Here is a 26,186-nt window from a genome sequence, read left to right as displayed (position 1 = left end):
CAAAGTAACAAGTAGGGATACGCAAGCCGAACGGACTTTGACACAAAAAAATTTATTGGAGAACTCCATGAAAAAGATTCTTTTTCTGATGGTTGCTTTCGCTGGCGCTGCTTTCGCAGCTGACGCTGACGTTGCAAACCAGACACTCAAAGCTTACTCTATGATCGCTGCAGGCGTTGGCCTCGGTCTCGCTGCTCTTGGTGGCGCTATCGGTATGGGTCACACTGCTGCTGCGACTATCGCAGGTACTGCTCGCAACCCGGGTCTGGGTGGTAAGCTCATGACAACAATGTTCATCGCCCTCGCGATGATCGAAGCTCAGGTCATCTATACACTCGTTATTGCCCTGATCGCTCTGTACGCTAACCCGTACCTCGGCTAATCAGCCGAAAAACCCGCGAAGGCTTCGGCCTTCGTTTTTTTTGACAGCTTGATAAATTTTAAGCTGTTTATAACATTTTCGCCAGTATAATTCTGGTCTTTTAAAACTTACTGTTAAACGCGACCGTGGTGGAATTGGTAGACACGCTATCTTGAGGGGGTAGTGCCAACTTGGTGTGCGAGTTCAAATCTCGCCGGTCGCACCATCTAAACTCTTAAACTCCCTAAAATACGAACCTCCAGAAGATTTATCGACAACCCTTGAAAATCTCTTTACACCTTCACTCAATCATATTCATGCAGCTAATCCATTGATGGTGTGCAGCGTGAAATTTTCGTCACGCATAAAGAGCAGCTCTTCGCCGTGCCAGATTTCCTGTATCTTGTCGTCGCCGACATAACAAAGGACTTTCAACTCTTTACGTTTCCGTACCTGTGTAAGAGCATAGAGGCTATAGTGATTGTGCAGCATCCTGTAAAGGTACATCGGGGCGGTGGATCGGCTGGAGCAGAAGCGGTTAATACGGTTCTTGATATACCATGCATTGAGGTATTCGTCCTCTTTCGTGCGCTGCTCTTTCGACATTGGAAGGGTCTTGTTTATATACTTCATTATGTAGCTGGCAGCATTTCGAATGTCCTTCACGAACCTGTTTCCCTTGGGGTTAAAGAGACGATAAAAAGCTTTTTCGACGCGTGCGATCCCGTCGGCAGGAATGAAAAGCAGAATGTGTGTGTGGGGTGTACCGTCCTTGTGCGGTTCGTTGACGCGATAGTACATGCGCTGCGACTTGGTCAGCTCCTTGAGGGAGCGGTCGTGCCGGAGCTTGGCAAACATCTTTGTAAGCACCTTTACCGCCTCTTTGGGCGTGATACCGTTGTGCTTGGGATTCGGTACCAAATCCCCAGATTTACCCTGCTTCATAGCATGGAACTCCGAAGGAAGCGTGATCGTCAGAAAGACCGGGGTTAAGCCCGATTCAGTGGCCTCTTTCTCCAGAGTGTTGATACGGTTCTGAATCTCGCCATGATAGCGTTTAGGGTTGTGATTCGAAGAGACAATGCACTCTTTCAGACTGAACGTCTGACCGCTGTGATTGTCGGTAACGTAGCTGTAGTTTAAAAAGTTGTCTTGCTTCCGAATCTTCTGTCGCACGTCGTGCAGATCCCCTTCGCTCAATCCGTACATTCGGACAATGTCCACAACTTTTTTATAACTAGTCAAGGGCGCCCCGCAGCACAGCTGCCGAACGCTCGGCTCATGCCCGCTTTGCGACGCCGCGTAATGCCGCGGCTTACTATTGCGGGCCAAGCCTTCATTCGTGTCTTGCGATACCTGGAGCATAGTCAATCCTTGTTATGCTCATCACTGCAGACAGCTTCGAGTGTTGCCTCAACACGGTTCAGATCATCTTTAATGTTCGAAGCGAACAAGTAAAGCCCGAATGATGCATCATTTGACACATCATCCATACTGATGCTAGATACCAAAGAAAGTTTAGCCTTTGCTTCATGCAAAACATCGACAAGCTCTTCTAATAAGCTCTTTTGAACTACTACTGTATCATTCATTGTTTCTTTCCTTAACTGGTTGAGGAACGCCGTAGGGAGCTCTTGTCTTGCCGGACGGCTCTCTATGCGCTCATACTGTTAAACACTTCAAAAGCACAATCAGTAAAAATACCATGTGTTCCAGTTCCAGTGTCATCCTACCGCCCTCGTTTCACTCGGTTGCTTCCCCGTTACGTTTGCTTCGCAACTTTCGCAACGTGGCTCTACTTCACATAGAAATTGACCGAGGTCTTTGAAACAAAATCACATTTCAACTGTACAGGCTTTCCGATCTGCCCTTCAAACTCTTTGACACGATCATCCGGGATGCTGATATCTTTCATTTCCTGTTTAACCTGTCCGTTCATTAACTCCGATTCGACGAGCAACTGCAACTTGTATTTACCAGGTGTGGTTTCGCCACTATCTTTATCGTAGTAATCCGGGGCTTTGTAAACTGTCAGTGCTTTGCCTTCAATAATTACTTTCATATGTACCTCTTCAAGCTATTAGCCAAGTTCAAAACTTTCGAATGAGCATCCTCTATGTTCCTAAGTCTATTAGCATCATCAGGATCCATATCATGCAACAAGTCATGCTGACAGCTATAAATATCATGCTCAAGTGAAAGTGCTTCACTTTTCAATTCTGCATAAATTCCTTGTAAAAGCTGCTCGTAATCATCATCAAGCCCCAATTCAATAAATGCCGAAATAAGTGCATTCATAGAAACAGATTGTTGTTCTGAATAATCCTGCAAACGCTCTTTCAAACTTTTAGGAATCTTCAAACTGATTCCAACTTTTTCTTCATCTTGTCCTCTTGCAATAAGAGTGGCTTTTCTTCTCATCGTTACTCCTTTGAATGAGATTGAATAATGATATCACTAAACAATCTCTATGTCAACTATTTTATCTTAATCTCTAATATAAATATCCATGGTGTAATTTTTCAAATCTCGCCGGTCGCACCATCTTCTTACTTTATTCACAAAAACATTCCAAACTGACTTCAAACTCTGAAACAAAAGCCCATCGCTTATTTCTTCCAATTGCAATGCTGCCGTCTTTGTTACTGCTCCCACTCTTTCCTGCAATATTTTTATACGTTTCTAAGAGGGATAGTTTAATAATAAAATTATTGCTCTGACAAAGGATGGCATGATGAACCGGATGGGAATGCTCTTACCCGCCTTTACGGCGTTGATCTTTTTGACTGCGTGTGGCGGTGGCGGCGGGGGCAGCAGTACCCCGACGGTCTCCGGCCAGTTTGTTGACGCCCCCGTGCAGGGGCTTTCCTATGCCTGTTCTTCCGGTACGGCGGGTACGACCGATGCCGGCGGCGGATATACCTGCCCCGACGGCGACACCGTCACCTTCTCCGTCGGCGCCGTCACTATCGGTACCGTCACGGCCGAGAGCGGCCCGGTCGCTCCCTACAGCTTCTTCCCTGCAGACACCGCTGCCGCCGTCAACCTGGCACGGCTGCTGCAGTCGCTTGACGGAGACGGCGACCCGAACAACGGGCTCATCGATCTCAACAGCACTTTGATCGCCGCTCTCCCTGCGGGGACGGATTTCAGTTCCCCGACTTTTGCTGCGGACGTCGAAACGGCGCTGGGGATAACGCTGGTCGGGGCGGTCGAAGCGATGCACACGCTGAGCGAAGGGATGCTTGACGCAGGCATGACCGTCCCGCTCAAGGCGATCGCCGTTCCCGAAAGCGGTTCGGACATTGAGGTCAACGACACCATCGCCGTCGTTTTCACCCGGAGCATGGATACGGGCAGCCTTCTGCTCACCGGCACGATGAGCCCCCAGAGCAACGGCGGGACCTGGAGCACGGACGTTCATGCCAATGACCGCCTGACCTTTTCGGCTAAAACCTTCTGGTCGGAAGGCACCCAGACCCTCGTCATCGACGTGAACGACACCGGCAATAATGCGCTGAGTCAGCTCTCGCTCTCCTACACCGTGATGGCCCCCGCCGATGCCGATGCGGACGGCTACCCCTTTACGACCGACTGCAACGACACCAACCCCAACGTCAACCCGGGCGCGCCGGAAATCATAGGGAACGGTATCGACGACAACTGCAACGGCATGATCGATGAAGTCGAAATCTGCGACGGTATCGACAATGACGGCGACAACCTGGTCGACATGGACGACCCGGACCTCATCGCACCGCTTTGTGAGATGCAGGAGGGGGTCTGCAGCGGTGCAAGGAAAATCTGCGGCGGCGCTTCCGGCTGGCTCCCCTGTGACGACGCCGTTTACCTTGCGCATGATCCCAACTATAACAGCTCCCTGGACCCATGTGACAGTCTTGACAATGACTGCGACGGCGCTACGGATGAGAACGGGGCAGTCTCCTGTGACGACGGCTACGCCTGTACGACAGATGTCTGTACCGCCGGGACGTGTGCCAATACGCCCAACGACACCGTCTGCGACGACGGCAACCCGTGTACCTCCCCGTACTGTGACCCGTCAACAGGCTTCTGCGATACCGCCGGCTGCAATATGTACTATCTCGTCGCCGGCACGGCCTGCGACGACCAGGACCCGCTGACGGTGGACGATGTCTGCGACGGCGCCGGCGTCTGCAGCGGTACCCCTTCTCCCGATACGGACAGCGACGGGGTCTCGGATGCCGCGGAAGCCCTCAACGGGACGGACCCCAACGACCCCGATACGGACAATGACGGTCTCAATGACGGCCAGGAGCTTACCGCCAATACCGATGCCCTCGATGCCGACACCGATGATGACGGCATCTCCGACGGCAACGAGGTCGCCTACACACTCGACCCGCTGGACAATGACAGTGACAACGACGGCCTCAACGACGGCCTCGAGATCGGCCTGACTTCGGGCGTTGCAGGCGGTACCAGCGACGGTGCGGCAGCCGTCTCCTACAGCGGGACGGACCTCGCATTCTGGCAGCCGGATACCGACCCCGGGACACATACCGACCCCCTCGACCCGGACAGCGACAATGACGGCCTCTGCGACGGATCTGCGACGGTCTGTGCAGGCGGCGAAGATCTCGATACGAACGGCGCCGTCGGCGCTTCCGAGACGAACCCCGCCGATGCCGATACCGATGACGACGCCCTCGCCGACGGCAGCGACCCGCACCCGCTGACGCAGGACAGCTCCTCGGCAATGAAAATAGCGGGCGGTACCAGCGACGGCGCCTACGCACCCCTGCGCATCGCCTACCTTGGGACGACCTGTACCGACACGGACAGTGACGGCTACTGTGCATCGCTCAGCGACTGCGACGACGCAAACGCCGCGGTCCACCCCGGGGCGACGGAGATCTGGTACGACGGCATCGATCAGAACTGTGACAGCATGAACGATTACGACCAGGACGGCGACACTTATGTCGCTTCAGCTTATAACGCCAACGCCGGCGGTTCCGCTCCCTTTACCGATGACTGCAATGACAACGATGCGTCTATCCATCCCGGCGCGACAGACACAGCCGGGAACGATCTCGATGAGAACTGCAACGACTTCGTAGTCTGTTTCGTGGATGCTGACCACGACACGTATGGTTCCTTTACCTCCGAGGAAGCCTACCCTGCTGCGGGCGGTGTCAGCCTTACTCCAGGCGCCTGCGGCAGCAGCGCCGTTGACGGCTATGCGGACAACGGCATGGACTGCAATGACGCCGTGGCATCAATCAACCCGGGTTCGACGGAAACGGTAGACGACGGCATCGACAGCAACTGCGACGGCCGCGAACTCTGCTACAAGGATGCCGACAACGACGGCTACCGTCCGGATAGTACAAGTACCGTCCTCTCTACAGACCTGGACTGCGTCGACTACGGCGAAGCAACCCCGGCCGATCCAACCGGGGACTGCGACGACAATGACCCCCTTGTCTACCCGGGCAACGGCTGTCCAATATGACAGAGCCGTTGCATCGAGAAAAAACAAGCGATGCATCCCAAGAAGCCTCTTCTTGGGTAGACACCTTCACTCCCAAAAACAAAACTCTTCTATAAATCGATACTTTCAACTAAAAGGCCTGAATGATTTGCTCATTCCAAATGTTAGATCAATGAGATGAATTGCATGGCGAGCAGAAAGGCGTTTGCACTATATTTTCAAAAGTAGTATGATTTTTTTGAGCGGCACGAGAGCTCAAAAATGTACTGTAGAATTTTGTAATGAACGGATAGCTAGTCGTAATAGCACACCGTTCAAAAAAACAAACCAGCAAATGTGGTAGTAAATGCTGTTACAACACAATTGTATGCTGATTTATTAAATCAAAGCTGAAAGTAAATGTAAGCAGAGAATGACAGCATGCGATATAGCATCCTAGCACGTAAGCCGGTGATTTAAAGGATCAAACATGGCACGCAAACGTGTATCTGTTACTTCAGAAGACAAGAATGGACGTAATGAGTCATTTCATGACAATTACAATGGCAAAGATATGACAAGAGATGAATTCTGTCGAGAAATTAAGAGTGGGAATTATCCCGGATACCATGTGGCAAATATGAATGGGAAAAAGACTCCCAAGAGTAATCCAGATGGGAAAAAGGGAAATAACTTAGGATAGCACGAGTTTTTACTCGTGCTGTTCACACTATAGTTTTCAAAAATGTATTTTCTAAATAATGGTAGTTTTATACCGATCACTATATAAATCCTACGGTATATATTTTTCAAACCTCACCGGTCGCAACCACTAAGCAGAAACTTCCCACAAAAACTTCCAAACTAGAAATTTTTCAATAAATTTACAATTTCAGCAAAACAGACCACTATCGTTTATTTCCAAAACTACTCCCAACTGGAAAGTGCATCAACGTTAAGGATACAGGCAACAAATTATTTTGATCTTCTCAATAATGCGAACTGCTTCAAACCCCTGCATTGCGAGACTTTCCCAACATTCTTGATATGAACCTACTAAGATGAGCACTCTCAGACTCTTGTAAATAATAAATATTCTCCATTATTAAAGATCTGTAAAGCTTGCTCCGAATGTCTAAAAAGTTAGGTCACAGAATGAAAACAAAGCGCGGGAAATATAACGTTCTTGAATAATTTATGCACGCCACATTTTGGGTCATTGATATGAATGTACTTGACTACATGGTGAGTAGAAATAGTATGTGCACTGAATTTTGAAAGCCGGTATGATTTTTGGAACGGCAACGCTTCCGTTTCGGAATGAAGTAGCATTGTAGGTGTGATTAGAGTGCCACTGCGAATGGCACTCCGGTCAGAATCAAAACCAGGATAAGTGGTTTTAGACTATAACGCAAAACATATTTTAGTCTGTGCCTTTAAAATTAGGGCTGAAAATCTAAGATTACCCTAATAAACAGACTAATATGTCACGTCTCACCACTTATGCTGACAGCATAAGGACCAAGATATGGCAGCTAAATACTATGTAAGCAAAGAAGCAGGGAATTCAGGTGAACACGCAGTTCATAAAGAGGGTTGCACACAGTTACCGAGTGAGAGAATTTTCCTTGGCGGCTTTTCACACTGTCTGAATGCGCTTGAGGCAGCAAAAGTATTCTACCCGGCCGTAGATGGATGCGACTACTGCTCACCGATGTGCAGCAGATAGTCATCACTCCTATGTCGGACCGATCCTAGGCATTGGGTCCGTCATGCAGGGTCTGTTTTTGCAGATCCCGCCGCTCAACCTATCCAAGCAAAAACTTCCTCCGAAAAACCAATGTCCATCTCTTCAGCATGGTGCTAAATAGTGCGCAATAATTCCGTCCGCAAGAGAGGGGCTTGCATATATAATTGTTTTAATGCCAACACAGAGGAGCGAGTATGCAACTGCTTGAGGACAGCTACGGCAACGTCATCGCCGTCAAAAACATCTCGGGGGTCACCGGGATCTACGAAAATGAGAACTACGTCGCAAACAGCAACAAGATGGATGAGAAGCTCTACTACTTCAAGATCATCGCGGGGATAGTGTGGACGAGGTATTACACGACGATGGCCGAGGCCGAAACCTACAGAAACGCCGTTATCGAGGCGATGCAGAACACCCCGGACTGAAGCGACGCATGGAATACGACATCATCGACGATAAAATCCACATTTATAAAAACGCGGCGCGCACGACCACCTACGTCTACTGGCCCGAAGAGCTGATCAAGATCGTCGAAGCGCAGGAGGCGGGGCTAAGGAACATTGTGCTCCCCGATTTCGCCGAGATCCTGGCCGAGGTGCTCGACGAACGCCCCGAGTGCTTCACGTGCCACTACAACTCGGACCTCGTTATGTAACATTTTAGGGCTGCTGCGGCTCTTCCATGATGGCGTAGGTGCCCGTGGCGAAGGCGACGAGCTTGCCTTCGTCGTGCAGCTCGATGGTAACGAAGGCCGTCTTGCGCCCCTGTCTTTTCACGGCGGCCGAGGCCAGCAGGTGCTTGCCCGAGGCGGGTTTGAGGTAGTTGATCTTTATCTCCATCGTGACGGCCGTAAACCCTTCGTCCAGGTTGGAGACGGCGGCGTACCAGCCGGTGTTGTCCATCAGCGTCGAGATGACCCCGCCGTGTACGAAACCCAGGTGCTGCAGGTGGTGCGGCTGGACATGAAGTTCCACCTCCGCCTCGCCCGCCTCGGCACGCTTCAGTGTCGCGCCGGTGTGTTCCAGAAAAGGGAATTTGATGGCTTGCATTGCGCCTCCTTTTTTTGGAGAGATTGTAACGCTGTAGCGTAGCAAAACCGTAGCAGCGACGCCACCGTTTCATTTCCATCCATGGCTTGTTTACTGTAAACTATGAATAATAATAGATGCAATTAAACCATTCACAAAGGAATTATGATGCGTAAGTCTCTCCTGTTGACACCGCTGCTGCTGGGTGCCCTCTCCGCCAACGCCTGGGCGCAGCGGGCCGATCTCTATTTCGGTTTGAACCTCTTCGGCAGCGAAAACAAATTTGACTTCGAAGCCGGCGGCTATCATGAAAGACCGTCGATAGGGAGCAAGGGGTTCGAGCTGAAGTTCGGGGCCGTGCTTTACAACGGCTGGCGGCTGCAGGGGTATCTGTTGGGGGAGAAATTCGACGAGCCGCTCTTTGACGACACCAATGACGAACTCTACGAGCTCGGGCTGGATATCATGAAAACCTTTGATACCTATTCCGACCTCTTCCCCTTTGTCCAGGCGGGGATCGGCAGCGGATCGATGCAGCTTGACAGCTACTACTATCCCCACGACGACAGCATCGGCGAGGTCAGTCTCAAAGTCGGTATGGGGTTGATCTTTCGCATCGCCCCGCAGCTGGAGCTGATGGGGGGTGTCGATTTTCAGTGGCGTACGTGGCAGGACGTCGAGTATTACTACCCCGTCTACAACAAGCTGTCGACGGACGACTCCTCCGTCCGCTACTACGGCGGGATCAACTTCCTCTTTTAACCGTGCATGCGCTCCCGCGTATGCCGCAGGCCGCTAGTGGTCGATCCTGTTCTCGATGTACTGGTAGAGGTAGTCGGTGGATTCGGGAACGGTCATAAAGCTCCTGTCGGGCTGGACCTTCTCTTTGTCCAGCGGGATAAAGGCCAGTACCCTGCCCGGGTGTTTGAGGTCATCGCGCTGGTAGAACATCTCGAGAAACTTCGCCATTTTCACCTTCATGTTCCCAAACGACGGGTCGGCCAGGTAGACAAAGTCGCCCTGGATCCCTTTGAAAACGGTAAAGTGTTCGAAGCGTCGGATCTTGACGTAGACGATGACCGGGATGCGCAGTTTGCGCAGCGCGTCGATATCCATCGCGACACCTACTCCCCGGAAACCGATGGTCTGCCCGTAGTCGGCGAGGTCCGCGAAGGAGAGCGCGAAGTCGCTCTTTTCCAGTTTATGGGCGTCGCTGCCGACCCCTTTCATGTCCAGCACCGATCGCACGATCCCGTTTTCGGTGACGTTCTGATCGTAGAAGAAGTTCATGATCGTCGCCATCGACGCCGCCCCGCATGAGAAGTCGTAGCGCTGGCGCACCACCCCCTTCTCTTTCAGCTCGCTCCAGCTCTTCACCGGAACCCGTACCGTATACTCCCGCTCGATGATCGGCATGGCGGTTTTTACTTCCTCTTTTCCGGCAGGTCCGCCGAGGGCGGCCTCGGCCGATGTTGCCGCCGTGAGCAGCACGAGTGCCGGCAAGAGTGCCTGAAGTGCCCGTTTCATCAGAACCGCTTTGAGAAGATGAGATTGATCGTATTCTGGCTATAAGTGGCCGTTTCGTTGTTGCTGGCGTCCAGGGAGATGATGTTCCCCCTCGAGATCTCGTAGCTCACACCGATGTTGTACCCAATGGACGACTCCGCGATCGTTTCCACTTTGCCGTTATAGCGCTGTTCCGTCTGGTAGCGGTAGGTGATCCCCCAGCTGAGGTTGGTGTAGGGGTTGACCGCAAAATAGACCTGCGGCGAGATCGCCAGAATGTCCGGGCGGTCGTTCGTGTCACCCTTGTAGTCCTCTTCCAGGCTCCACTGGTATTGCGCTTTGAAGACGAAGACGACCGGGTCTACCGTATAGTAGGAGAGCGCGTAGGCGTTGAACGATTCAAAGGTCTTGTCCTGCTTCGACGTCCCGATGACGTTGCCATCCACATCGCGGTCGGTAAAGGTCAGGCGGCCGATGACGTTGGTCGATATCCCCACCAGCAGCGAAGGATAAACCCCTTCATCCTTGACCCTAAATGTCGCCCCGATACCGGCGTGGTCGAAATCCGTATCCGCCTGGTTGGCAATCGCAGCGCCGAGCTGCACGCGGCTGGAAGTATTATGCCCGTTGGCATACATCACCAGTTCGAGCCAATCGGTCACACCGTATTTAAGGTTCAGCGATGCAACGACGACATCCTGGTCGAGCACCTGCTCACCCGCGTAGGCCGGAATATAAATGAATGAGAGCAGTGTCGACACCGGCACGACCGTACTCATGGCCGTCTTTTGATCGATATTGGAATACGCGAGCGAGATGTCGGCGTTGAACGCATTTTTCTTTGAAAGGAGCTCTTCCACTTTCAGCGGGGTCTGCCCGTCTGCATACAGCAGCGATGAGCACATTGTCGCCGCACTTAAAAAGCTTAATAATGCTTTTTTGTTGAACATAAATAACCTTTGTGTAATTTCATCATGATTTTAGGGGGATTCAACTTAAAAAGTAAAAGCAGAAAAGGGGTGTGCGCAGGAAAATGCCTGCACACTTATGGAACTTACAGTGAAGAGACGACTGCACCGACGAGTGCCGGGAGTCCGGAGTCAATTGTAAGCGGGTCTCTACCGGTATCAATGCTCAGCAGTCCACCGACGTTAATGCCCAGGTCAGCTGAAATCGGGAATGCCGCATCCAGTGCCGCAGGAACGAGTCCAAGCAGCGCGCCGAGGTTAAGGCTTGCGAGCAGGTCAGTGAGGATCGGACCGGCAATCGGGATCGCGCCGAGCGCGCCAAGTGCTTCAAGGAGTTGACCTTCTGTCTGTGCCATTTCTGCACCACTCATTGTTACAACATTGACACTTTCCTGACCGAACATAAACTGAGCATCTGTCGTACCGAAGTCTGCAGCGCTCACGCCCGTAATCATTCCTGCAATAGCAACACTTGCCAACACTTTTTTCATCTTGTTCTCCTTTAGATGTGATACCTGAAGCGTTTAAATTAACGTTCTTGTCTAAACTTTATACCTTATCACATTAAAGTTTTGTTAAAAAACTAACAAAATATTAATAAATATGCTTTTTGTATCAAAATCACTTTTAAAACATTGAAAAACAGAAAACTTTTTCTTTAAATCATTTCAAAATGATTTGTGATAACGGCTTCGTCTGGTTGGATGTAGAGGTGTCTCAAAAAAGAGAATAAAAAAGGGGAGAAGAACCCCTCCCGGAAGGGAGGGTAAGGGTAAGAGGGGTGTGTTAGCCGAGGAGGCCGCCACCCAGCAGGCTACCAACGAGCGGCAGACCACCGAGCAGACCGCCGAGAAGACCGTCAACAGTATCGAGCAGACCAGTTACGATCGGTCCGACGAGCGGCAGGCTACCGACGATGTTCAGAACCGGATCAAGGATAGTCAGACCAAGCAGTTGACCTTGTGTTCCGACCATTTCAGCACCTGTCATTGCAACTGCATCTACATTGCTTGCACCGAACATAAACTGAGCATCAGTAGCTGCCAGTTCTGCTGCAGATGCAACTGAAGTGATACCTGCCGCTGCTGCGACACCCATCATCATCTTTTTCATATATACACTCCTAAGAAATTTTGAAGACCATCGAACCGTCCTCTGCAAAATATTATTTTCTTTTTTATTAAATTCAATTTAATTTAACGGATTGTTAATAATTTAATTCACTTGATAGCAATAGTTTAAACTTAAATTAACTTTTTATAATTTATTTACACTATTTATTAATATTATTTGGAAAGATTTTAATTTTATTACCAATTGTGACGCCATCCTTCGACTGTAACCGCTCTGAAACGCCTGCACGATACGATTGCCAACTTTTCGTTTGGAGCGAACACCATGCGCATCTGCATTTTTACCGACACCATCGGTGATCTCAACGGCGTCTCCCGTTTTATTCAGGATATGGGAGAACAGGCCCTCTTACATAATGTAGACCTTCACATCGTCGCTTCGACAGCCAAATACTGCCCCGACCTTCCCAACGTCCACAACCTGCCGCCCCGCTGGAGGGTGCCGATGCCTTTTTACCGCGAACTCGACCTCGCCTACCCCTCGGCCAGCGCCCTGGAACGGATGCTGCGGGAGCTGCGCCCCGATATCGTACATATCTCCACCCCCGGCCCTGTCGGCGTCATCGCCAAAAAGCTCGCCGCTAAGCACAACCTCCCCGTGCTCGGGACCTACCATACGGATTTCCCCGCCTATGTCCGCGACAACACGGGGCTGGAGTGGGCCAAACGGATCGCCGACAGGACGATGGCGCGCTTCTACCGCCCCTTCAAAAGGGTCTTTACCCGCTCGACCGAATACCTGGAGATTATGGAACGCGAGATCGGGATCGAGCGGGCACGCAGCGAACTGCTCTCGCCGGGAACAAACCGCAAACGCTTCCACCCGTCGCACAGGAGCGACAGCGTCTTTGCCGAATACGGGGCGACGGGAGAGGGTCCGAAGGTGCTCTATGTCGGCCGTATCTCCAAGGAGAAGAACGTCCCCTTTCTGCTCGACGTCTGGCAGCGATACAAGGCCGACAACCCCGGTTCCGAGGCCGAACTGCTGCTCGTCGGCGAAGGAGGCCTCCGTCATAAACGCGCCAACCTGGCCCTGGACGATGTCATCTTCGCCGGTCCGGTGATCGGCGATGACCTCTCCCGTCTCTACGCCTCCTGCGACCTTTTCGTCTTTCCCTCCGTCACCGATACGCTGGGACAGGTCGTCATGGAGGCGCAGGCCAGTCGGGTCTGCTGCCTTGTCTCGGACGTTGGCGGGCCGCAGGGCATCGTCAACCCGGACGGAAACGCCGGCGGTATGGTCGTCAAAGGCAACGATACCGACGCCTGGGTCGCGGCCTTGGAAGCCCTGCTTGAAAATGCTACACTACGGCAAAATTACGCGAAGCAGGGGTATGAGAATATGCATCATTTCAACATCATTGATTCGTTCACGCACTTCGTACAGACCCACCGCGACGCCCTGCATCGGCATCGGCCGTGACCCCGCAGCGCCAGGGGGAGCTCTACGCCGTCGTTTTGTCGCTGCTGGAGAGCTGGTTCCCCATTCTCGCCCTCGTCGCCGTCAAGGCCATCGGCCCGCTGAACACCTACGGCTTCGTTCTCATTATCGCCACCGCCGTGCTGCTGCTCCTGCTCTATGCCCGGGAAGGGTTCGGAGGTTTTGCCGATAGGGAAGCGCTGCCCGACCTGCTGTGGACCTCCTTTTATATTACCCTGCTCTTCACCCTCGTTTTCATCGGACTGCGCTATACGACGGCGGGGAACATGGCCGTCATCCTGACGCTGCAGCTCTTCTTCTCCTACCTCTACTTTAACCTGCCCGGCAGAGAGAAGCTCGATGCGCTGCACACCTTCGCCGCCTTTATAATGGGGGCGGGGGCCGTGATCATCCTCTTTCCCGCGACCTTCACCTTCAACCCCGGCGACCTGCTGATTTTGCTTGCGGCCGCGACCGCTCCCCTGGCGAACCTCTACCAGAAGCGGGCGCGCCAAAGGGTCAGCGCCCTCACCATCCTCGCCTTCCGCAACCTGGCGGCCCTGCCCGTGCTCTTCGGCGCCGCCCTGCTCTTCGAGGGCCTCCCCACCGCCGCAGCGCTCCTGGACGTCCTCCCCGCCATCGCCGCCGTCGCCGTGCTGGTCTACGTCCTGGCCAAGATCCTCTGGATCGAGGCGCTGCACCGCATCGGCATCACCAAACTCAGCGCCATGATCGCCTTTATGCCGCTCTTTACCCTGATCTTTGCCTACCCCGCGCTGGGGGAGGTCCCGACAGCACGACAGCTGCTCGGCACCCTTCCGATCCTACTGGGGGCCTACCTCATCACCCGTCCCCTCCCGCCGGGGCGCGAACCGTAACCGGTTCGATAACAATTCTTCGCTATAATATAACCCATTCCAATATTTTTCCCGAGCCCGCCAATGACCAATCTCAAAGACCCAAAATTCTATTTCAACCGTGAACTCTCCTGGCTGCAGTTCAATACGCGCGTGCTGCAGCAGGCGCAGGACAAGAAGCAGCCCCTGCTTGAACGCCTGAAGTTCCTTGCCATCTACGGCACCAACCTCGACGAGTTCTATATGATCCGTGTCGCGGGTCTCAAGAAACTCTTTACCTCCGGGATCATCCTCTCCGGCCCCGACCGCCTCACCCCGCTGCAGCAGCTGCGCGAGATCCGCAAATACCTCCACCAGGAGCTGCAGGTCGTCGAGCACACCTTCATCGAGATCATGGCCGGCCTTAAAGACGAGGGGATCTTTCTCAAACGCTACCAGGAGCTGAACAACCAGGAGAAGGGGGAGGTGAACCGCTACTTCCACGAGCACATCTACCCTGTTATCGTCCCGATCGCCGTCGACGGTACCCACCCCTTCCCGCACCTGAACAACCTCAGTTTCGGCCTGATCGTCAAACTCCAGGACAATGACGATCCCAGCGTCCAGCGCTACGGCCTCGTGCGCATCCCCCGGGTCCTGCCCCGTTTCGTGCAGATCGGCACCGGGATCTACGTCCCCATCGGCAGCATCGTCGCCCAGCACATCGATGAGCTCTTCCCGGGCTACACCCTGCTGCAGTACACCCCCTTCCGCGTCACGCGCAATGCCGACATTACCATCGAGGAGGAGGAAGCGGACGACTTTATGGAGATGCTCGAAGAGGGGCTGAAACTCCGCAAAAAAGGAGAGCTGGTCCGTCTCGAGATCGGGGTCGACGCCGACGACGAACTGATCGACTTCTTCAACCGCCACACCAATGTCTACAAAGACGACCTCTACCGCTTCAAGATCGTGCTCAACCTCGCCAGCCTCTGGCAGATCGTCGGCAACATGGATTTTGCGCACCTCGTCGCGGCACCGTACAAACCGCGGAACCTGCCGCCGCTGGATTCCGAGGACAGCATCTACTCCGTCCTCGACAAACAGGACGTCCTGCTCTACCACCCCTACGAGAGTTTCGAGCCCATCGTCAAGTTCATCCAGGCGGCGGCCAAGGACCCCGATGTCGTCTCCATCCGGATGACGCTCTACCGCAGCGGGACGAACTCGCCCATCGTCAACGCCCTGATGCAGGCGGCCGAATCGGGCAAGCAGGTGACGACCATGGTCGAACTCAAAGCGCGTTTCGACGAAGAGAACAACCTCATCTGGGCCAAGGCGCTGGAGAGCGCGGGGGCGCACGTCATCTACGGCATCCCCGGCTTCAAGGTCCACGCCAAGGCCGCCCTTGTCACCCGCAAGGTCGGCGACAAGCTCAAACAGTACGCGCACCTGGGCACGGGGAACTACAACCCCGGTACGGCGAAGATCTATACCGATGTCAGTTACATGACCTCCAACGAGGCGATCACGAACGACATGACCCGCTTCTTCCACTTTTTGACGGGCTTCAGCAAAAAAGGGAAACTCAACAAGCTCTACATGTCCCCGACCCAGACCAAACCGAAGATCCTCTCGCTGATCCAGAACGAGACCCGGATGGGAACGGAGGGGCGCATCATCGTCAAGGTCAACTCCCTCGTCGACGAGGATGTCATCCGCGCGCTTTATAAAGCGTCGCAAGCCGGGGTCAAGGTCGACCTGATCGTCCGCGGCATCTGCTGCCTCGTCCCGGGCATTGAAGGGGTGAGCGAGAACATCCGGGTCACCTCGCTGATCGGAAAATACCTCGAACATGCCCGTGTCTTCTACTTCAAACATGGCCATCCGCAGATGTACATCTCCAGCGCCGACTGGATGCCGCGGAACCTCGTGCGCCGTATCGAACTGATGACGGGCATTGAGGATGAAGAGTCCAAAGAGAAGCTCCTGCAGCTGCTCACCCTCCAGCTCACGGACAACGTCCTTGCCCACGAACTCCAGAGCGACGGAAGCTACCGCCGGGTCGAGGCCGGCGAAACGCCGGTCAACTCCCAGCTCCTGCTCGAGCAGCATACGACCAAGATGTACAAATCGTCGAAGAAGCGCGATACGACCTATATCAACAAACTGGCTTCCCGTCTCTTCAAAGAGAGCTGAGGCCGCGACAGCAAGGAAACGACAATGACCTACCCCTTTAAACAATGGGAACCTCAACTTGGTGACAATACCTGGATTGCGAAAAGTGCGGATGTCATCGGGAATGTCACCATGGGCGAGGAGTGCGCCGTCTGGTTCGGCTGCGTCGTGCGCGGCGACGTGCACCGCATCGTCATCGGCGACCGCACGAATATCCAGGACCTCTCCATGATCCATGTCACCCACTACAAAAAACCCGACATGAGCGACGGCCACCCGACCATCATCGGCAGCGACGTCACCATCGGCCACCGCGTCATGCTCCACGGCTGTACGGTCGAGGATGCCTGCCTGATCGGGATGAGCGCGACCATTCTCGACGGCGCCGTCATCGGCAAGGAGTCCATCGTCGGTGCCGGGGCGCTGGTCACGAAGAACAAGGTCTTTCCGCCCCGGTCACTGATCATGGGCTCCCCGGCCAAGGTCGTCCGCACCCTCTCCGACGAGGAGGTCAAGGAGCTTTACGCCTCGGCGGAACGCTATGTCGCCTTCAAAGAGGATTTCCGCATGGCGGGCGCCTAAAATACCGGAACCATGGACTTTTTTATTCTCGCTGACATCATCGGCATTGTCGCCTTCGCCCTGAGCGGCTTCCTCGCCGGGGTACGCCACCGGCTCGACCTGCTGGGGCTCATCATCGTCGCCTCCCTGACGGCGCTCGGCGGCGGGGTGATCCGCGACCTCATGCTCGACCGTACGCCCTTCGCCTTTAACCACTACTACCCGGCGCTGACCGTCATCGCCAGCGTCATGATCGCCCTGGCCCTCCGCCTCTACCGCCGGGACGCGCTTGAGCGTAAATGGCTCTTCATCATCAGCGACACCGTAGGCCTTGTCGCCTTCAGCATCACCGGCGCCCTGCTGGGCATCGCGGCGGAGTTCAACTTCTTCGGCGTCATTATCGTCAGCTTCCTCACCGCCATCGGCGGCGGGGTCACCCGCGACGTCCTCGTCAATACCGTCCCCGCCATCCTGACCAGCGACTTTTACGGCACCATCGCCGTCATCGTCGCCGTCATGCTGATCGTGCTCGACGCCCTGGGGTGCCTGAACGACACCGCTGTCCTCGCCGTCGCCCTCTTTGCCACCGTGCTCCGCCTCGTCGCCCATTACCGCGGCTGGCATCTCCCCCACCTCGATCTTCCCCCGCGCTGATACGCCCTCTTTTGCTCTAATGTTCAGATAACTTTTTCTAATTTTTCAGAAAAATGTCACTAAAATGTGATTCTCTGTATGATAAATGAAAAAAGTTTCCCTATCGTGCATACCATCTTTCTTCAAGAGAGGAGTAAAAATGAAGAAAACGACCCAACTGCTCAGTGTCCTTGCCGGCACCGCGATTCTGTCCGCATCGGCGGCGACCGCCGCGGACAAATTCGTCTTGCTGCCCATCTTTACAGATCCGGACTGGAAAGCCAACATCGAGCTCGCCGCCGTCGGCGGGACGATGGATTTTGACAACGGTTCCGTCAAAGATGACTACAACTACGGTGTCGAATTCTCTTTCGACTGTCCCGTATTCACCCTGCCCGGCGACAACCTGCTGCGGCAGCAGCTGAGCCTGAGCCGTTACGATAAAGATGATGTGACCATTACCGCGATCGAAATGAACCCCTACTATTTCATCCATTTCACCCGGAACCTCGTTCTCGGCGTCGGGCCCGGCATCGGCGCGATGTACACCGAATACCCCGTGACCACGACCACAGGCGGATTGTTTCCGACGACATCCACCGACAACGCGAACGACTGGCTCTTCACGCTGCAGGCCGGCGCGGGTCTGAAATACTATATGGGGAGTTTCCTGGCGGGGGTGGATATCCGCCGCACATGGACCACCGAAAACGATTTCGGCACGACGAAGAAATACAGCCTGGACAACTGGCGGACCCTTCTCAAGGCAGGCTACCGCTTTTAGACGGCCCGCTGGGCCGCCGCTTTCTGCTATAAAACGCCGCTACGTTCTGTAGTCGGCGTTGATCTTGACATACTCGTGACCAAGGTCACAGCCGTAAGCGTCAAACGCCCCCTCGCCCATCCCAAGTGCACAGCTGATCGTAAAGCGTTCGCGCTTCATCACCGCCGCCGCCAGCTTTTCCGTCTCTGCATCAAAGAGGATCGTCCCCTTGTCATAGACACAGACGTCGTCGAAACTGACCGTCAGTGTCGCCTCGTCGCACGCGACGCCGCTGGCGCCGATGGTCGATGCGACACGGCCCCAGTTGGGGTCTTCGCCGTAGATGGCCGTTTTCATCAGCAGCGAGTTCGAAAGCGCCTTCGCCGCCGTCTCCGCCTCGTCGTCATTAGCGGCGCCCGTGACGTGGAAGGTAACCATCTTTGTCGCCCCCTCCCCGTCGCTGACCATCATCTGCGCCAGCTCCAGCAGCATCTCGTGCAGGGCCGTTTTGAACGCTTCGGCATCAAACGCACCGCTTTTGCGGTTGGACAGGAGCAGTACCGTATCATTCGTGGAGGTATCCCCGTCGACGCTCGCAGCGTTGAAGGTCGTCGGGATGACCGCCTCGAGGCAGGCCTGCAGCTCGGCCGCTTCGGCATCCGCGTCGGTCGTCACGAAGCAGAGCATCGTCGCCATCGCGGGGTTGATCATCCCCGCGCCCTTGGCGATCGCCCCGAGGCGGAAACGCTTGCCCTCTGCCAAAACGATCTCCGTCGACACCATCTTGTAGAAGGTGTCCGTCGTCATGATCGCTTTCGCGGCCGCCAGGCTGTCCCGGCTGCCGAGGTCGAAGGTCTTTGCCGCCGCCGTGATCTTCTCTTTGGGCAGACGCACACCGATGACCCCCGTCGAACTCATCACCGGGTTCTGAAGGACGCCGTAATGCGCCTGCAGCTCCCCGAGGACTTCGTCGATGTCGGCGATCCCGGCAGCTCCCGTCATCGCATTGGCATTTTTGGCGTTCATCAGCACGAAGTTGCTTTTGAAGCTCCCTTTGGCCCGGTAGTGGCGGATCGGTGCGGCCGTCATCTTGTTCGTCGTAAAGACCGCCGCCGTCTCGCAAGGGGTGTCGGCGTAGATAAAGGCAACGTCATCCGCCCCGTTCGGGCGCAGGCCGGCACTGGCCGACCCCGCAAAGAACCCCTCCGGCGCGCAGACGCCGCCGCCGACTTTTTTCATCTCAAACATAGCGCAACTCCTGCGGTTTTTTACGCTGGCGCACCAGCTCTTTGGTCATTTTGATCCCCTTTTCGGTGCCAACGACCAGCAGTTTCGACTCGCTGGTGACGAGGTCGTCCCCTTTGGGCATGGCGACGAATTTGCCGTCTTTGCGCGTGACCCCGACGACGGAAACGTTTGCAATCTCTCTGAGGTGGGTCTCTTTGAGGCGGTTGAGGACCATCCAGCTGTATTTGGGCACGAAGATCTCCTCCATGTCCAGCGGGGTGTCGCTGCGGTAGAGGAACTCCTCGAGGAGGTTCTCCATATCCGGGCGCGCTGCCATGGAGGTGATGCGCTGCGCCGTCAGCTTCGTCGGGGAGACGACGGTGTCGGCCCCCAGCTTTTTCAGCTTCTCGACGTCACTCATCGTCTCAGCCGAGCTGATCAGGTTGTAGGGCCGCGGGAGGTGGTGCTCCTTCTCAAACAGACGCACCGACGCAATGATCGCGATGTTGTCCGCGATCAGCGGCGACAGGGTGATCATCCCGCTCGCCGAGCTCAGGTGCGCCTTGAGCATCGCCACCTCCGTATGGGGCTCTTCGCGGAGGAAATAGGGGTACTTGTGCTGTTTCGCCCACGCTTCGATCTCCTCGCGGGGATCGATCACGACGAAGGGGATGTGCGAGCGGCGCAGCTCCTTCGTGACTTCGATGGTGTAATCGTTGTGGTAGCAGATGACAAAATGCTTTTTCAAGCGCGCGATCTTGTAGAGCATGTCCCGCTCCTTTATGGTTTTATAGATGTTCCCGCGGTTGATCTCGTTGACGAGAATACCGACCGCCATCGAGAAGACGGCGAAACCGGTAATGATCAGCGTGATCGTAAAGAGCCTCCCCGCATCGGAAATGGGGGCGATCTCCCCGAAGCCGACCGTCGTAAAGGTGATCCCCGTCTGGTAGATGGCGTCTATCAGCGAAAAATCGTCTATCACCATGTAGCCGATGGTGCCGAGGAACATGATGATTGCCGTAAAAATCAGCGGCAGACGAAACGGTTTGAGGTGGCTGTAAATATCGGGAAGTAGATCGTATTGGGGTTTGGGAGGAGTCTCCCAATGAAGAAAGGCGCGAATCTTTTGGATCAGATTCAAACGGCGCTCAGTTGTCGGCGTAAGGGAGTTACGCCTGTTTTTTCTTCATAGTACGAAGCTCAGAAGCAGAGATCTTAATCTTCTTAGTCGTACCGTCTTCCATCTGGACGCGGACGGTGCGAAGATTAGGCATGAAACGTCTTTTCGTGCGATTTTTCGCGTGAGAAACGTTGTTCCCGCTCATTGGGCCCTTACCGCTAATAGCACATTTTCTTGCCATTTGTAGGCTCCTTGCGTAAATTTAGTGGCGCATTATATCCTCTAAAATCAAAAGAGTTCCTTAAATAACCACGCTAGCACGGTGCGTACCGACATTTTATCGCAATGCACACACTATTTGGATAAAATGGCAAAAAAAAGAAAGGGTAGCTCAATGCTTGTAGCCCCCAGTATTCTCTCCGCCGATTTCGGCAGCCTCGCGCGCGACGTCAAGGCGATCTGCGACGCCGGCTGCGACCTCGTGCACGTCGACGTCATGGACGGCCATTTCGTACCGAACCTCACCATCGGGCCCGTCGTCGTCTCCGCCGTCGCCGCGGCAGCCACCAAACCCCTCGACATCCACCTGATGGTCGAAAACAACACCTTCTTTGTCGACCTCTTCGCCCCGCTGAAGCCCGAATACATCTCCTTCCACATCGAAGAGGAGAAACACCCCCACCGCCTGGCCCAGTACATCCGCAGCCTCGGCATCAAACCCGCCATCGTCCTCAACCCGCACACGCCGGCCGAAAGCCTCGAGTACCTGCTGCCCTACATCGACATGGTTCTCGTCATGAGCGTCAACCCCGGTTTCGGCGGCCAGAAGTTCATCGATGTCTATGAAAAGCTCCGCCGTCTGCGCGACCTGCGCGACCGCATCAACCCCGACTGCATGATCGAAGTCGACGGCGGGGTCAACGACGCGAACATCGGCGCGCTCAAAGCGGCGGGCGTCGACGTCTGCGTCGCCGGCAGCTACGTCTTCAAACACGCAGACGGCCTCGAAGCGGCCATCGGCAGCCTGAAAGTCTGAGCCTTCCGTGCGCGTCAAGATCTGCGGCATCACCTCCTATGAAGACGCCATGAGCGCGATCGATGCCGGGGCCGACGCGCTCGGTTTTGTTTTCTATCCCCCCTCGCCGCGCCATATCACCCCCGAGGCGGCCGCGGCGATCATCCGCAGGCTGCCACCCTTTGTCGAAAAAGTCGGTCTCTTCGTCAACGAGGAAGCCCCGGCCATCAACGCGGCGGCCAAGACGAGCGGCATCACCCTGGCCCAGATCCATTTTGATGCCCCCCAGGAGCTCTTTGACGCCCTGGAGTGCCCCTTTGTCCGTGTGATCCGTGCACAGAGCCCCGAAGACGTCAAAGCGCACGCGGACGAGTACCGCCTCGTCGATGCCTATTGCGACGCCTACGGGGGTATGGGCAAGCGGCTCAACCTCGAGTGGTTCGACGGGGTCGACTGTTCAAAGATCATCCTCGCCGGCGGGCTCTCCCCCGATAACGTCGAAGAGTGTCTCCCCTACGGCTTCTACGCCCTCGATGTCAGCAGCGGCGTCGAAGCATCCAAGGGGAAAAAAGACCCGAAGAAGGTTGGCCTGTTTATTGCAAAGGCCAAAGCATGATCGAAGCCTCCCAACTCCCCCAGAAGCTCTGCGAAGGGCTGACAGCCTACCAGATCGAGCAGCTGACCGGCGAGAGCGCCGAACTGGCCGTCGAACTGATGCGCGCACAGGGGCTCGAACTCGTCAGCCGCGACGGCACGCGCTACTACCCCCAAAGCTGCGACCAGCTCCTCTCGGCGGCGACCTTCTGCATCGTCGACATTGAGACCAACGGCTCCAAGCCGGACAAACACCAGATCATCGAGATCGGCGCCGTCAAGGTGCAGAACCTCCACATCATCGACCGTTTTGAGAGCCTGGTGCGGTGCGACCATATCTCGGGGCACATCACCGAGATCACCGGCATCGCGGAGGAGGACACCCAGGATGCACCTGGCCTGCGGGAAGTGCTGTCGGACTTCAAACTGTTCCTGGGCAACGACATCTTCGTCGGCCACGACGTCAAATTCGACTTTCAGTTCACTTCGAAAATGATGGAGCGCGTCGGGATGGCGCCCCTGCTCAATCGCAGCCTCTGCACCATCGACCTCGCCGAGCGCACCATCAGCTCCTATCGCTACGGCCTGGCGTTCCTGAACGAACAGCTCGAACTCTACAAAGAGGCGACCCACCACCGCGCCCTCTCCGACGCGATGACGACGGCAAAGCTCTTCAAACGCACCCTAAAATGCATCCCAACCGAGATCCAAACCGTTGAGGAGCTCATCACCTTCTCCAAGAAGGCCAAACGCCTCAAACGCCCGAAATTCCCGCCCCAGCCCCCGGAACAGACAGCCCCCGAAGCCTAAACACTTTCCAAAAAATCTAAATTGTTGATTCCGAAACGGTCATTAGCGTATCAGGAGGATCACCGGGGATTGGCATGTCCCGAAAGCGCACTCCGAGAGTATTTCTTCCAGGGCGCAGCCTTTTATCCTTTTTTCTTCCCGGTTCGGCTTCTTTTTTGGATAAGCAAAAAAGAAGGGGAACAAAACAGTTAAAGAAAATAGAGAGCATGGCGCGGCCAAGCCGCTCCAATTAAAAAAAGAAAGTTTGCTGGATTAGTTTTCGGAGTAAGCGCCCATACCCGTCAGGCGGTCATAGCGCTTGTGGCGGCGTTCGGAACCGCTGAAATTAGAGAGCTCGTTGATCCGCTCGAGAATGTAGCCTTTCATCGCGTCCGCCGCCCCAGACTTGTCGCGGTGCGCCCCGATAAGCGGCTCGTCGATGACGTCATCGATCAGGTCGAGCTCTTTGAGGTCGCTGCTCGTGATCTTAAGCGCCTTCGTCGCCGCTTCCGCCTTGGCCGGATCGTTCCAGAGAATCGCGGAACACCCTTCCGGAGAGATGACGCTGAAAACGGAGTAGCGCATCATCGCCAGCCGGTCGGCAACGCCGATGGCCAGGGCGCCGCCGCTGCCTCCCTCGCCGATAACGATAGAGATCGTGATCGTTTCCAGTTTGGAGAGTTCCAGCAGGTTGCGGGAGATCGCTTCACTCTGGTTACGCTCTTCGGCACCCAGTCCCGGGTAGGCGCCCGGGGTGTCGATGAGCATGACCACTGGGATATTGAACTTGTCTGCCAACTGGGCGCAGCGCAGCGCCTTGCGGTACCCTTCCGGGTGCGGCATCCCGAAGTTGCGCTTGAGCTTGTTCTTCGTCCCGCGTCCCTTCTGTTCGCCAATGACCATGACACGCTGACCGTCGATGTAGCCCATGTAGCAGAGGATCGCCGCATCGTCGCGGAAGTGGCGGTCGCCGTGCAGTTCGTATTTGTCTTCGAGCAGCAGGTTGATGTAATCGAGCGCGTAGGGGCGGTCGGGGTGACGCGCCAGCTGGAGCTCCTGGTAAGGCGAGAGGTTCTTGTAGGTTTTACTGACCTCTTTCTCCAGATCTTTTTTCAGGATCTCGACGGCGTGGAGGTCGTGGCGCACCTCGGCGCTGACGATCTCTTCCTGGATCTGCTGGATCTTCTGCTCAAAATCGAGGTAGGTAGCCAATGCCGGACCTTAGAGCTTCTTGAAGATAACGACGCCGTTGGTGCCGCCGAAACCGAAGGAGTTGCTCATGACAATGTTCATTTCAGCTTTGCGCGCCGCGTTCGGAACGATGTCCAGATCGCAGTTCTCATCCGGGTTGATGTGGTTGATCGTCGGCGGGATGATACCCTCTTGCATCGCCATAAGGCAGACGACCGCTTCGATACCACCGGCCGCGCCAAGACAGTGGCCCGTCTGGCCCTTGGTAGATGTCACCGGCGGGCAGTTCTCTTTGCCGCCGAAGAGCTCTTTGAGTGCCGCCGTTTCGTTCTTGTCGTTCGTCGGTGTGGATGTACCGTGGGCATTGACGTAGTCGACTTTCGGGTTGCCGGCCATCGTCATCGCCGCTTTCATCGCGCGCAGCGGGCCGTCCATGCTCGGGCTCGTAATGTGGCTTGCATCGCCGCTCTCGCCGAAACCGATCAGCTCCCCGTAGATTTTCGCGCCGCGGGCAACGGCCGCATCGTACTCTTCGAGGACGAGCGCTGCCGCACCTTCACCCATGACAAAACCGTCGCGCTCCGCGTCAAAGGGACGGGAGGCCGTTTGCGGGTCGTCGTTGCGCGTGGAGAGCGCTTTCATGGAGGCAAAACCGCCGATACCGACACCGGTGACCGCAGATTCCGCCGCGACGACGAGCATACGGTCCGCACCGTTGCAGATGATCGTCTTCGCCGCTTCGCTGATGGAGTGGGTTCCCGCCGCACAGGCCGTGACCGCCGCGACATTGGGGCCTTTCAGACCATGCTCGATGGAAACGAAACCGCCGAGCATGTTGACCAGGGCGCTCGGAATGAAGAAAGGAGAGATACGGCGCGGGCCGCGGGTCTCAAGAACAATGGAGTTCTTCTCGATCGCCGGAAGTCCTCCGATACCGGATGCCGCGGCGACGCCGAAACGTTCGTATTCGATCTCGATTTCGTTGAAGGCCGCATCTTCCATCGCTTCCTGGGCCGCCTTAAGGCCGAGCTGGATGAAACGGTCCGCTTTTTTGACCTCTTTGGCCGCCATCACCGTTGTGGGGTCGAAGTTTTTGACCTCGCCGGCAATCAGAACGCCCTGCCCTTCGGCTTCGGCATCGAAAAGGGTAATTTTGTCAATGCCGCTCACGCCGTCACACATCGCTTTAAACGACTCTTCTTTATTGTGTCCGACAGCATTGATCATGCCCATACCCGTTACGACAACTCTTCTCACAGCAACTCCTGAAAAATATGTGTATAGCTTTATATACCCGTCCGAGGACGGCAATACAAAACCATTTTGCGGGAAACCCGCAAAGGAAACTTACGCCTTGTTTTCGACGTAGTTTACGACATCCTGAACTGTCTGAATTTTTTCAGCTTCATCGTCCGGGATTTCAATATCGAATTTTTCTTCAAGTGCCATGACCAGTTCAACGACGTCGAGGCTGTCCGCTCCGAGATCTTCAACGAATTTCGCATCCGGCTTTACTTCGTCCGGGTTTACGCTCAGTTGTTCAACTACGACTTCTTTGATGTCATCCAAAAGTGCCATTATAGCTCCTCTTTCCAATTTGAAATTCCGAAAGTATAGCACACGGAATATAAAAAAAAGCGCTGAAGGGG

The 26,186-nt window shown here is 55.0% G+C and carries 30 protein-coding genes and 1 tRNA gene; 16 read left to right on the top strand and 15 right to left on the bottom strand.

Annotation, left to right across the window (positions count from 1 at the left end; all coding sequences use genetic code 11):
• The first annotated feature begins 67 nt into the window (after window positions 1-67).
• Together LOH54_RS02455 and LOH54_RS02450 are read left to right on the top strand one after the other, a co-directional pair.
• Window positions 68-382, top strand: a complete 315-nt coding sequence (locus LOH54_RS02455) for a F0F1 ATP synthase subunit C (RefSeq protein ID WP_231020210.1) — start codon at window positions 68-70, stop codon at window positions 380-382.
• 119 nt (window positions 383-501) lie between these two features.
• Window positions 502-587, top strand: a tRNA-Leu gene (locus tag LOH54_RS02450).
• A gap of 89 nt (window positions 588-676) precedes the next feature.
• On the opposite strand, the gene LOH54_RS02445 is transcribed toward LOH54_RS02450, so the two are convergent.
• The 4 genes from LOH54_RS02445 to LOH54_RS02430 form a co-directional block, all read right to left on the bottom strand.
• Window positions 677-1,726, bottom strand: a complete 1,050-nt coding sequence (locus LOH54_RS02445) for a replication endonuclease (protein WP_231020209.1) — start codon at window positions 1,724-1,726, stop codon at window positions 677-679.
• A gap of 2 nt (window positions 1,727-1,728) precedes the next feature.
• Complete coding sequence (locus tag LOH54_RS02440) at window positions 1,729-1,953, bottom strand: hypothetical protein (protein WP_231020208.1); 225 nt, start codon at window positions 1,951-1,953, stop codon at window positions 1,729-1,731.
• A 203-nt stretch (window positions 1,954-2,156) separates the two neighbouring features.
• Window positions 2,157-2,423: a hypothetical protein gene (locus tag LOH54_RS02435; protein ID WP_231020207.1), complete on the bottom strand. Its 267-nt coding sequence runs from the start codon at window positions 2,421-2,423 to the stop codon at window positions 2,157-2,159.
• Window positions 2,420-2,782 (bottom strand): hypothetical protein, encoded by a 363-nt coding sequence (locus LOH54_RS02430; RefSeq protein ID WP_231020206.1) that lies wholly within the window; start codon window positions 2,780-2,782, stop codon window positions 2,420-2,422. Before LOH54_RS02430 ends, LOH54_RS02435 begins: the two co-directional genes overlap by 4 nt.
• Before the next feature lie 313 nt (window positions 2,783-3,095).
• Here LOH54_RS02430 and LOH54_RS02425 point away from each other — a divergent pair, with 313 nt between their 5' ends.
• The 4 genes from LOH54_RS02425 (at window position 3,096) to LOH54_RS02410 (ending at window position 8,227) form a co-directional block, all read left to right on the top strand.
• Window positions 3,096-5,861, top strand: a complete 2,766-nt coding sequence (locus LOH54_RS02425; protein ID WP_231020205.1) for a MopE-related protein — start codon at window positions 3,096-3,098, stop codon at window positions 5,859-5,861.
• 448 nt (window positions 5,862-6,309) lie between these two features.
• Window positions 6,310-6,522 (top strand): DUF3892 domain-containing protein, encoded by a 213-nt coding sequence (locus LOH54_RS02420; RefSeq protein WP_231020204.1) that lies wholly within the window; start codon window positions 6,310-6,312, stop codon window positions 6,520-6,522.
• 1,241 nt (window positions 6,523-7,763) lie between these two features.
• Window positions 7,764-7,997, top strand: coding sequence for a hypothetical protein (locus tag LOH54_RS02415; RefSeq protein WP_231020203.1), 234 nt, complete (start codon window positions 7,764-7,766; stop codon window positions 7,995-7,997).
• A gap of 8 nt (window positions 7,998-8,005) precedes the next feature.
• The gene (locus tag LOH54_RS02410) at window positions 8,006-8,227 is read left to right on the top strand and encodes a hypothetical protein (RefSeq protein WP_231020202.1); all 222 of its coding nucleotides are present in this window, start codon (window positions 8,006-8,008) and stop codon (window positions 8,225-8,227) included.
• 4 nt (window positions 8,228-8,231) lie between these two features.
• On the opposite strand, the gene LOH54_RS02405 is transcribed toward LOH54_RS02410, so the two are convergent.
• Window positions 8,232-8,621: a PaaI family thioesterase gene (locus LOH54_RS02405; protein WP_231020201.1), complete on the bottom strand. Its 390-nt coding sequence runs from the start codon at window positions 8,619-8,621 to the stop codon at window positions 8,232-8,234.
• 147 nt (window positions 8,622-8,768) lie between these two features.
• Between LOH54_RS02405 and LOH54_RS02400 the strand changes: the two genes are divergently transcribed.
• Complete coding sequence (locus LOH54_RS02400; RefSeq protein ID WP_231020200.1) at window positions 8,769-9,362, top strand: outer membrane beta-barrel protein; 594 nt, start codon at window positions 8,769-8,771, stop codon at window positions 9,360-9,362.
• Window positions 9,363-9,395: 33 nt separating this feature from the next.
• Here LOH54_RS02400 and LOH54_RS02395 read toward each other — a convergent pair whose 3' ends face one another.
• From LOH54_RS02395 to LOH54_RS02380, 4 genes are all read right to left on the bottom strand, one after another.
• Entirely contained in the window at window positions 9,396-10,127 is a 732-nt protein-coding gene (locus tag LOH54_RS02395; protein WP_231020199.1) for a C39 family peptidase, read from the bottom strand.
• Window positions 10,127-11,056 (bottom strand): hypothetical protein, encoded by a 930-nt coding sequence (locus tag LOH54_RS02390; RefSeq protein ID WP_231020198.1) that lies wholly within the window; start codon window positions 11,054-11,056, stop codon window positions 10,127-10,129. Before LOH54_RS02390 ends, LOH54_RS02395 begins: the two co-directional genes overlap by 1 nt.
• A gap of 104 nt (window positions 11,057-11,160) precedes the next feature.
• The gene (locus LOH54_RS02385; protein ID WP_231020197.1) at window positions 11,161-11,565 is read right to left on the bottom strand and encodes a hypothetical protein; all 405 of its coding nucleotides are present in this window, start codon (window positions 11,563-11,565) and stop codon (window positions 11,161-11,163) included.
• A 295-nt stretch (window positions 11,566-11,860) separates the two neighbouring features.
• Complete coding sequence (locus LOH54_RS02380) at window positions 11,861-12,187, bottom strand: hypothetical protein (RefSeq protein ID WP_231020196.1); 327 nt, start codon at window positions 12,185-12,187, stop codon at window positions 11,861-11,863.
• Window positions 12,188-12,472: 285 nt separating this feature from the next.
• On the opposite strand from LOH54_RS02380, the gene LOH54_RS02375 reads away from it, so the two are divergent.
• The 6 genes from LOH54_RS02375 (at window position 12,473) to LOH54_RS02350 (ending at window position 18,619) form a co-directional block, all read left to right on the top strand.
• Complete coding sequence (locus tag LOH54_RS02375; RefSeq protein ID WP_231020195.1) at window positions 12,473-13,630, top strand: glycosyltransferase family 4 protein; 1,158 nt, start codon at window positions 12,473-12,475, stop codon at window positions 13,628-13,630.
• Window positions 13,627-14,505, top strand: coding sequence for a DMT family transporter (locus LOH54_RS02370; RefSeq protein ID WP_231020194.1), 879 nt, complete (start codon window positions 13,627-13,629; stop codon window positions 14,503-14,505). The genes LOH54_RS02375 and LOH54_RS02370 overlap by 4 nt, the downstream gene beginning before the upstream one ends.
• A gap of 63 nt (window positions 14,506-14,568) precedes the next feature.
• Window positions 14,569-16,662, top strand: coding sequence for an RNA degradosome polyphosphate kinase (locus LOH54_RS02365; protein ID WP_231020193.1), 2,094 nt, complete (start codon window positions 14,569-14,571; stop codon window positions 16,660-16,662).
• Window positions 16,663-16,686: 24 nt separating this feature from the next.
• The gene (locus LOH54_RS02360; RefSeq protein ID WP_231020192.1) at window positions 16,687-17,223 is read left to right on the top strand and encodes a gamma carbonic anhydrase family protein; all 537 of its coding nucleotides are present in this window, start codon (window positions 16,687-16,689) and stop codon (window positions 17,221-17,223) included.
• 12 nt (window positions 17,224-17,235) lie between these two features.
• Window positions 17,236-17,856: a trimeric intracellular cation channel family protein gene (locus tag LOH54_RS02355; RefSeq protein WP_231020191.1), complete on the top strand. Its 621-nt coding sequence runs from the start codon at window positions 17,236-17,238 to the stop codon at window positions 17,854-17,856.
• A 139-nt stretch (window positions 17,857-17,995) separates the two neighbouring features.
• Window positions 17,996-18,619, top strand: a complete 624-nt coding sequence (locus LOH54_RS02350; protein WP_231020190.1) for a hypothetical protein — start codon at window positions 17,996-17,998, stop codon at window positions 18,617-18,619.
• Window positions 18,620-18,658: 39 nt separating this feature from the next.
• Here LOH54_RS02350 and argJ read toward each other — a convergent pair whose 3' ends face one another.
• The 3 genes from argJ to rpmB are packed head-to-tail and all read right to left on the bottom strand — an operon-like array spanning window position 18,659 to window position 21,189.
• On the bottom strand, window positions 18,659-19,846 hold the full coding sequence (gene argJ / locus LOH54_RS02345) for a bifunctional glutamate N-acetyltransferase/amino-acid acetyltransferase ArgJ (RefSeq protein ID WP_231020189.1): 1,188 nt from the start codon (window positions 19,844-19,846) through the stop codon (window positions 18,659-18,661).
• Entirely contained in the window at window positions 19,839-20,969 is a 1,131-nt protein-coding gene (locus tag LOH54_RS02340) for a potassium channel family protein (RefSeq protein WP_231020188.1), read from the bottom strand. Before LOH54_RS02340 ends, argJ begins: the two co-directional genes overlap by 8 nt.
• 28 nt (window positions 20,970-20,997) lie before the next feature.
• Window positions 20,998-21,189, bottom strand: a complete 192-nt coding sequence (gene rpmB, locus LOH54_RS02335; RefSeq protein WP_231020187.1) for a 50S ribosomal protein L28 — start codon at window positions 21,187-21,189, stop codon at window positions 20,998-21,000.
• 153 nt (window positions 21,190-21,342) lie between these two features.
• Here rpmB and rpe point away from each other — a divergent pair, with 153 nt between their 5' ends.
• From rpe to LOH54_RS02320, 3 genes are read left to right on the top strand one after another with little or no spacing between them, the layout of a single operon-like run.
• Window positions 21,343-21,984, top strand: a complete 642-nt coding sequence (gene rpe, locus LOH54_RS02330) for a ribulose-phosphate 3-epimerase (RefSeq protein ID WP_231020186.1) — start codon at window positions 21,343-21,345, stop codon at window positions 21,982-21,984.
• Between the two features lie 7 nt (window positions 21,985-21,991).
• Window positions 21,992-22,579, top strand: a complete 588-nt coding sequence (locus LOH54_RS02325; protein WP_231020185.1) for a phosphoribosylanthranilate isomerase — start codon at window positions 21,992-21,994, stop codon at window positions 22,577-22,579.
• Entirely contained in the window at window positions 22,576-23,367 is a 792-nt protein-coding gene (locus LOH54_RS02320; protein WP_231020184.1) for a 3'-5' exonuclease, read from the top strand. Before LOH54_RS02325 ends, LOH54_RS02320 begins: the two co-directional genes overlap by 4 nt.
• Window positions 23,368-23,619: 252 nt before the next feature.
• Here the strand turns inward: LOH54_RS02320 and accA are convergent, their stop codons facing one another.
• From accA to acpP, 3 genes are all read right to left on the bottom strand, one after another.
• The gene (gene accA / locus LOH54_RS02315; RefSeq protein ID WP_231020183.1) at window positions 23,620-24,558 is read right to left on the bottom strand and encodes an acetyl-CoA carboxylase carboxyl transferase subunit alpha; all 939 of its coding nucleotides are present in this window, start codon (window positions 24,556-24,558) and stop codon (window positions 23,620-23,622) included.
• A 9-nt stretch (window positions 24,559-24,567) separates the two neighbouring features.
• The gene (locus tag LOH54_RS02310; protein WP_231020182.1) at window positions 24,568-25,794 is read right to left on the bottom strand and encodes a beta-ketoacyl-ACP synthase II; all 1,227 of its coding nucleotides are present in this window, start codon (window positions 25,792-25,794) and stop codon (window positions 24,568-24,570) included.
• Window positions 25,795-25,884: 90 nt separating this feature from the next.
• Window positions 25,885-26,115 (bottom strand): acyl carrier protein, encoded by a 231-nt coding sequence (gene acpP, locus LOH54_RS02305; RefSeq protein WP_231020181.1) that lies wholly within the window; start codon window positions 26,113-26,115, stop codon window positions 25,885-25,887.
• Window positions 26,116-26,186: the final 71 nt, after the last annotated feature.

Source organism: Sulfurimonas sp. HSL-3221 (assembly GCF_021044585.1).
Taxonomy (GTDB): Bacteria; Campylobacterota; Campylobacteria; order Campylobacterales; family Sulfurimonadaceae; genus Thiomicrolovo; species Thiomicrolovo sulfuroxydans.
Note: the sequence above shows the minus strand (reverse complement) of the source record. Positions and strands in the feature narration are given on the sequence as shown.

Bases quoted from the DNA above. Each gene is read 5' to 3' on its own strand.
- argJ (WP_231020189.1), bottom strand. From the start codon at position 19,846: ATGTTTGAGATGAAAAAAGTCGGCGGCGGCGTCTGCGCGCCGGAGGGG.
- LOH54_RS02360 (WP_231020192.1), top strand. From the start codon at position 16,687: ATGACCTACCCCTTTAAACAATGGGAACCTCAACTTGGTGACAATACC.
- rpe (WP_231020186.1), top strand. From the start codon at position 21,343: ATGCTTGTAGCCCCCAGTATTCTCTCCGCCGATTTCGGCAGCCTCGCG.
- LOH54_RS02320 (WP_231020184.1), top strand. From the start codon at position 22,576: ATGATCGAAGCCTCCCAACTCCCCCAGAAGCTCTGCGAAGGGCTGACA.
- LOH54_RS02410 (WP_231020202.1), top strand. From the start codon at position 8,006: ATGGAATACGACATCATCGACGATAAAATCCACATTTATAAAAACGCG.
- LOH54_RS02355 (WP_231020191.1), top strand. From the start codon at position 17,236: ATGGACTTTTTTATTCTCGCTGACATCATCGGCATTGTCGCCTTCGCC.
- LOH54_RS02400 (WP_231020200.1), top strand. From the start codon at position 8,769: ATGCGTAAGTCTCTCCTGTTGACACCGCTGCTGCTGGGTGCCCTCTCC.
- LOH54_RS02405 (WP_231020201.1), bottom strand. From the start codon at position 8,621: ATGCAAGCCATCAAATTCCCTTTTCTGGAACACACCGGCGCGACACTG.
- LOH54_RS02435 (WP_231020207.1), bottom strand. From the start codon at position 2,423: ATGAAAGTAATTATTGAAGGCAAAGCACTGACAGTTTACAAAGCCCCG.
- LOH54_RS02390 (WP_231020198.1), bottom strand. From the start codon at position 11,056: ATGTTCAACAAAAAAGCATTATTAAGCTTTTTAAGTGCGGCGACAATG.
- LOH54_RS02440 (WP_231020208.1), bottom strand. From the start codon at position 1,953: ATGAATGATACAGTAGTAGTTCAAAAGAGCTTATTAGAAGAGCTTGTC.
- LOH54_RS02430 (WP_231020206.1), bottom strand. From the start codon at position 2,782: ATGAGAAGAAAAGCCACTCTTATTGCAAGAGGACAAGATGAAGAAAAA.
- LOH54_RS02455 (WP_231020210.1), top strand. From the start codon at position 68: ATGAAAAAGATTCTTTTTCTGATGGTTGCTTTCGCTGGCGCTGCTTTC.
- LOH54_RS02365 (WP_231020193.1), top strand. From the start codon at position 14,569: ATGACCAATCTCAAAGACCCAAAATTCTATTTCAACCGTGAACTCTCC.
- LOH54_RS02445 (WP_231020209.1), bottom strand. From the start codon at position 1,726: ATGCTCCAGGTATCGCAAGACACGAATGAAGGCTTGGCCCGCAATAGT.
- LOH54_RS02425 (WP_231020205.1), top strand. From the start codon at position 3,096: ATGAACCGGATGGGAATGCTCTTACCCGCCTTTACGGCGTTGATCTTT.
- LOH54_RS02350 (WP_231020190.1), top strand. From the start codon at position 17,996: ATGAAGAAAACGACCCAACTGCTCAGTGTCCTTGCCGGCACCGCGATT.
- LOH54_RS02375 (WP_231020195.1), top strand. From the start codon at position 12,473: ATGCGCATCTGCATTTTTACCGACACCATCGGTGATCTCAACGGCGTC.
- LOH54_RS02380 (WP_231020196.1), bottom strand. From the start codon at position 12,187: ATGAAAAAGATGATGATGGGTGTCGCAGCAGCGGCAGGTATCACTTCA.
- LOH54_RS02420 (WP_231020204.1), top strand. From the start codon at position 6,310: ATGGCACGCAAACGTGTATCTGTTACTTCAGAAGACAAGAATGGACGT.
- LOH54_RS02385 (WP_231020197.1), bottom strand. From the start codon at position 11,565: ATGAAAAAAGTGTTGGCAAGTGTTGCTATTGCAGGAATGATTACGGGC.
- LOH54_RS02395 (WP_231020199.1), bottom strand. From the start codon at position 10,127: ATGAAACGGGCACTTCAGGCACTCTTGCCGGCACTCGTGCTGCTCACG.
- rpmB (WP_231020187.1), bottom strand. From the start codon at position 21,189: ATGGCAAGAAAATGTGCTATTAGCGGTAAGGGCCCAATGAGCGGGAAC.
- acpP (WP_231020181.1), bottom strand. From the start codon at position 26,115: ATGGCACTTTTGGATGACATCAAAGAAGTCGTAGTTGAACAACTGAGC.
- LOH54_RS02415 (WP_231020203.1), top strand. From the start codon at position 7,764: ATGCAACTGCTTGAGGACAGCTACGGCAACGTCATCGCCGTCAAAAAC.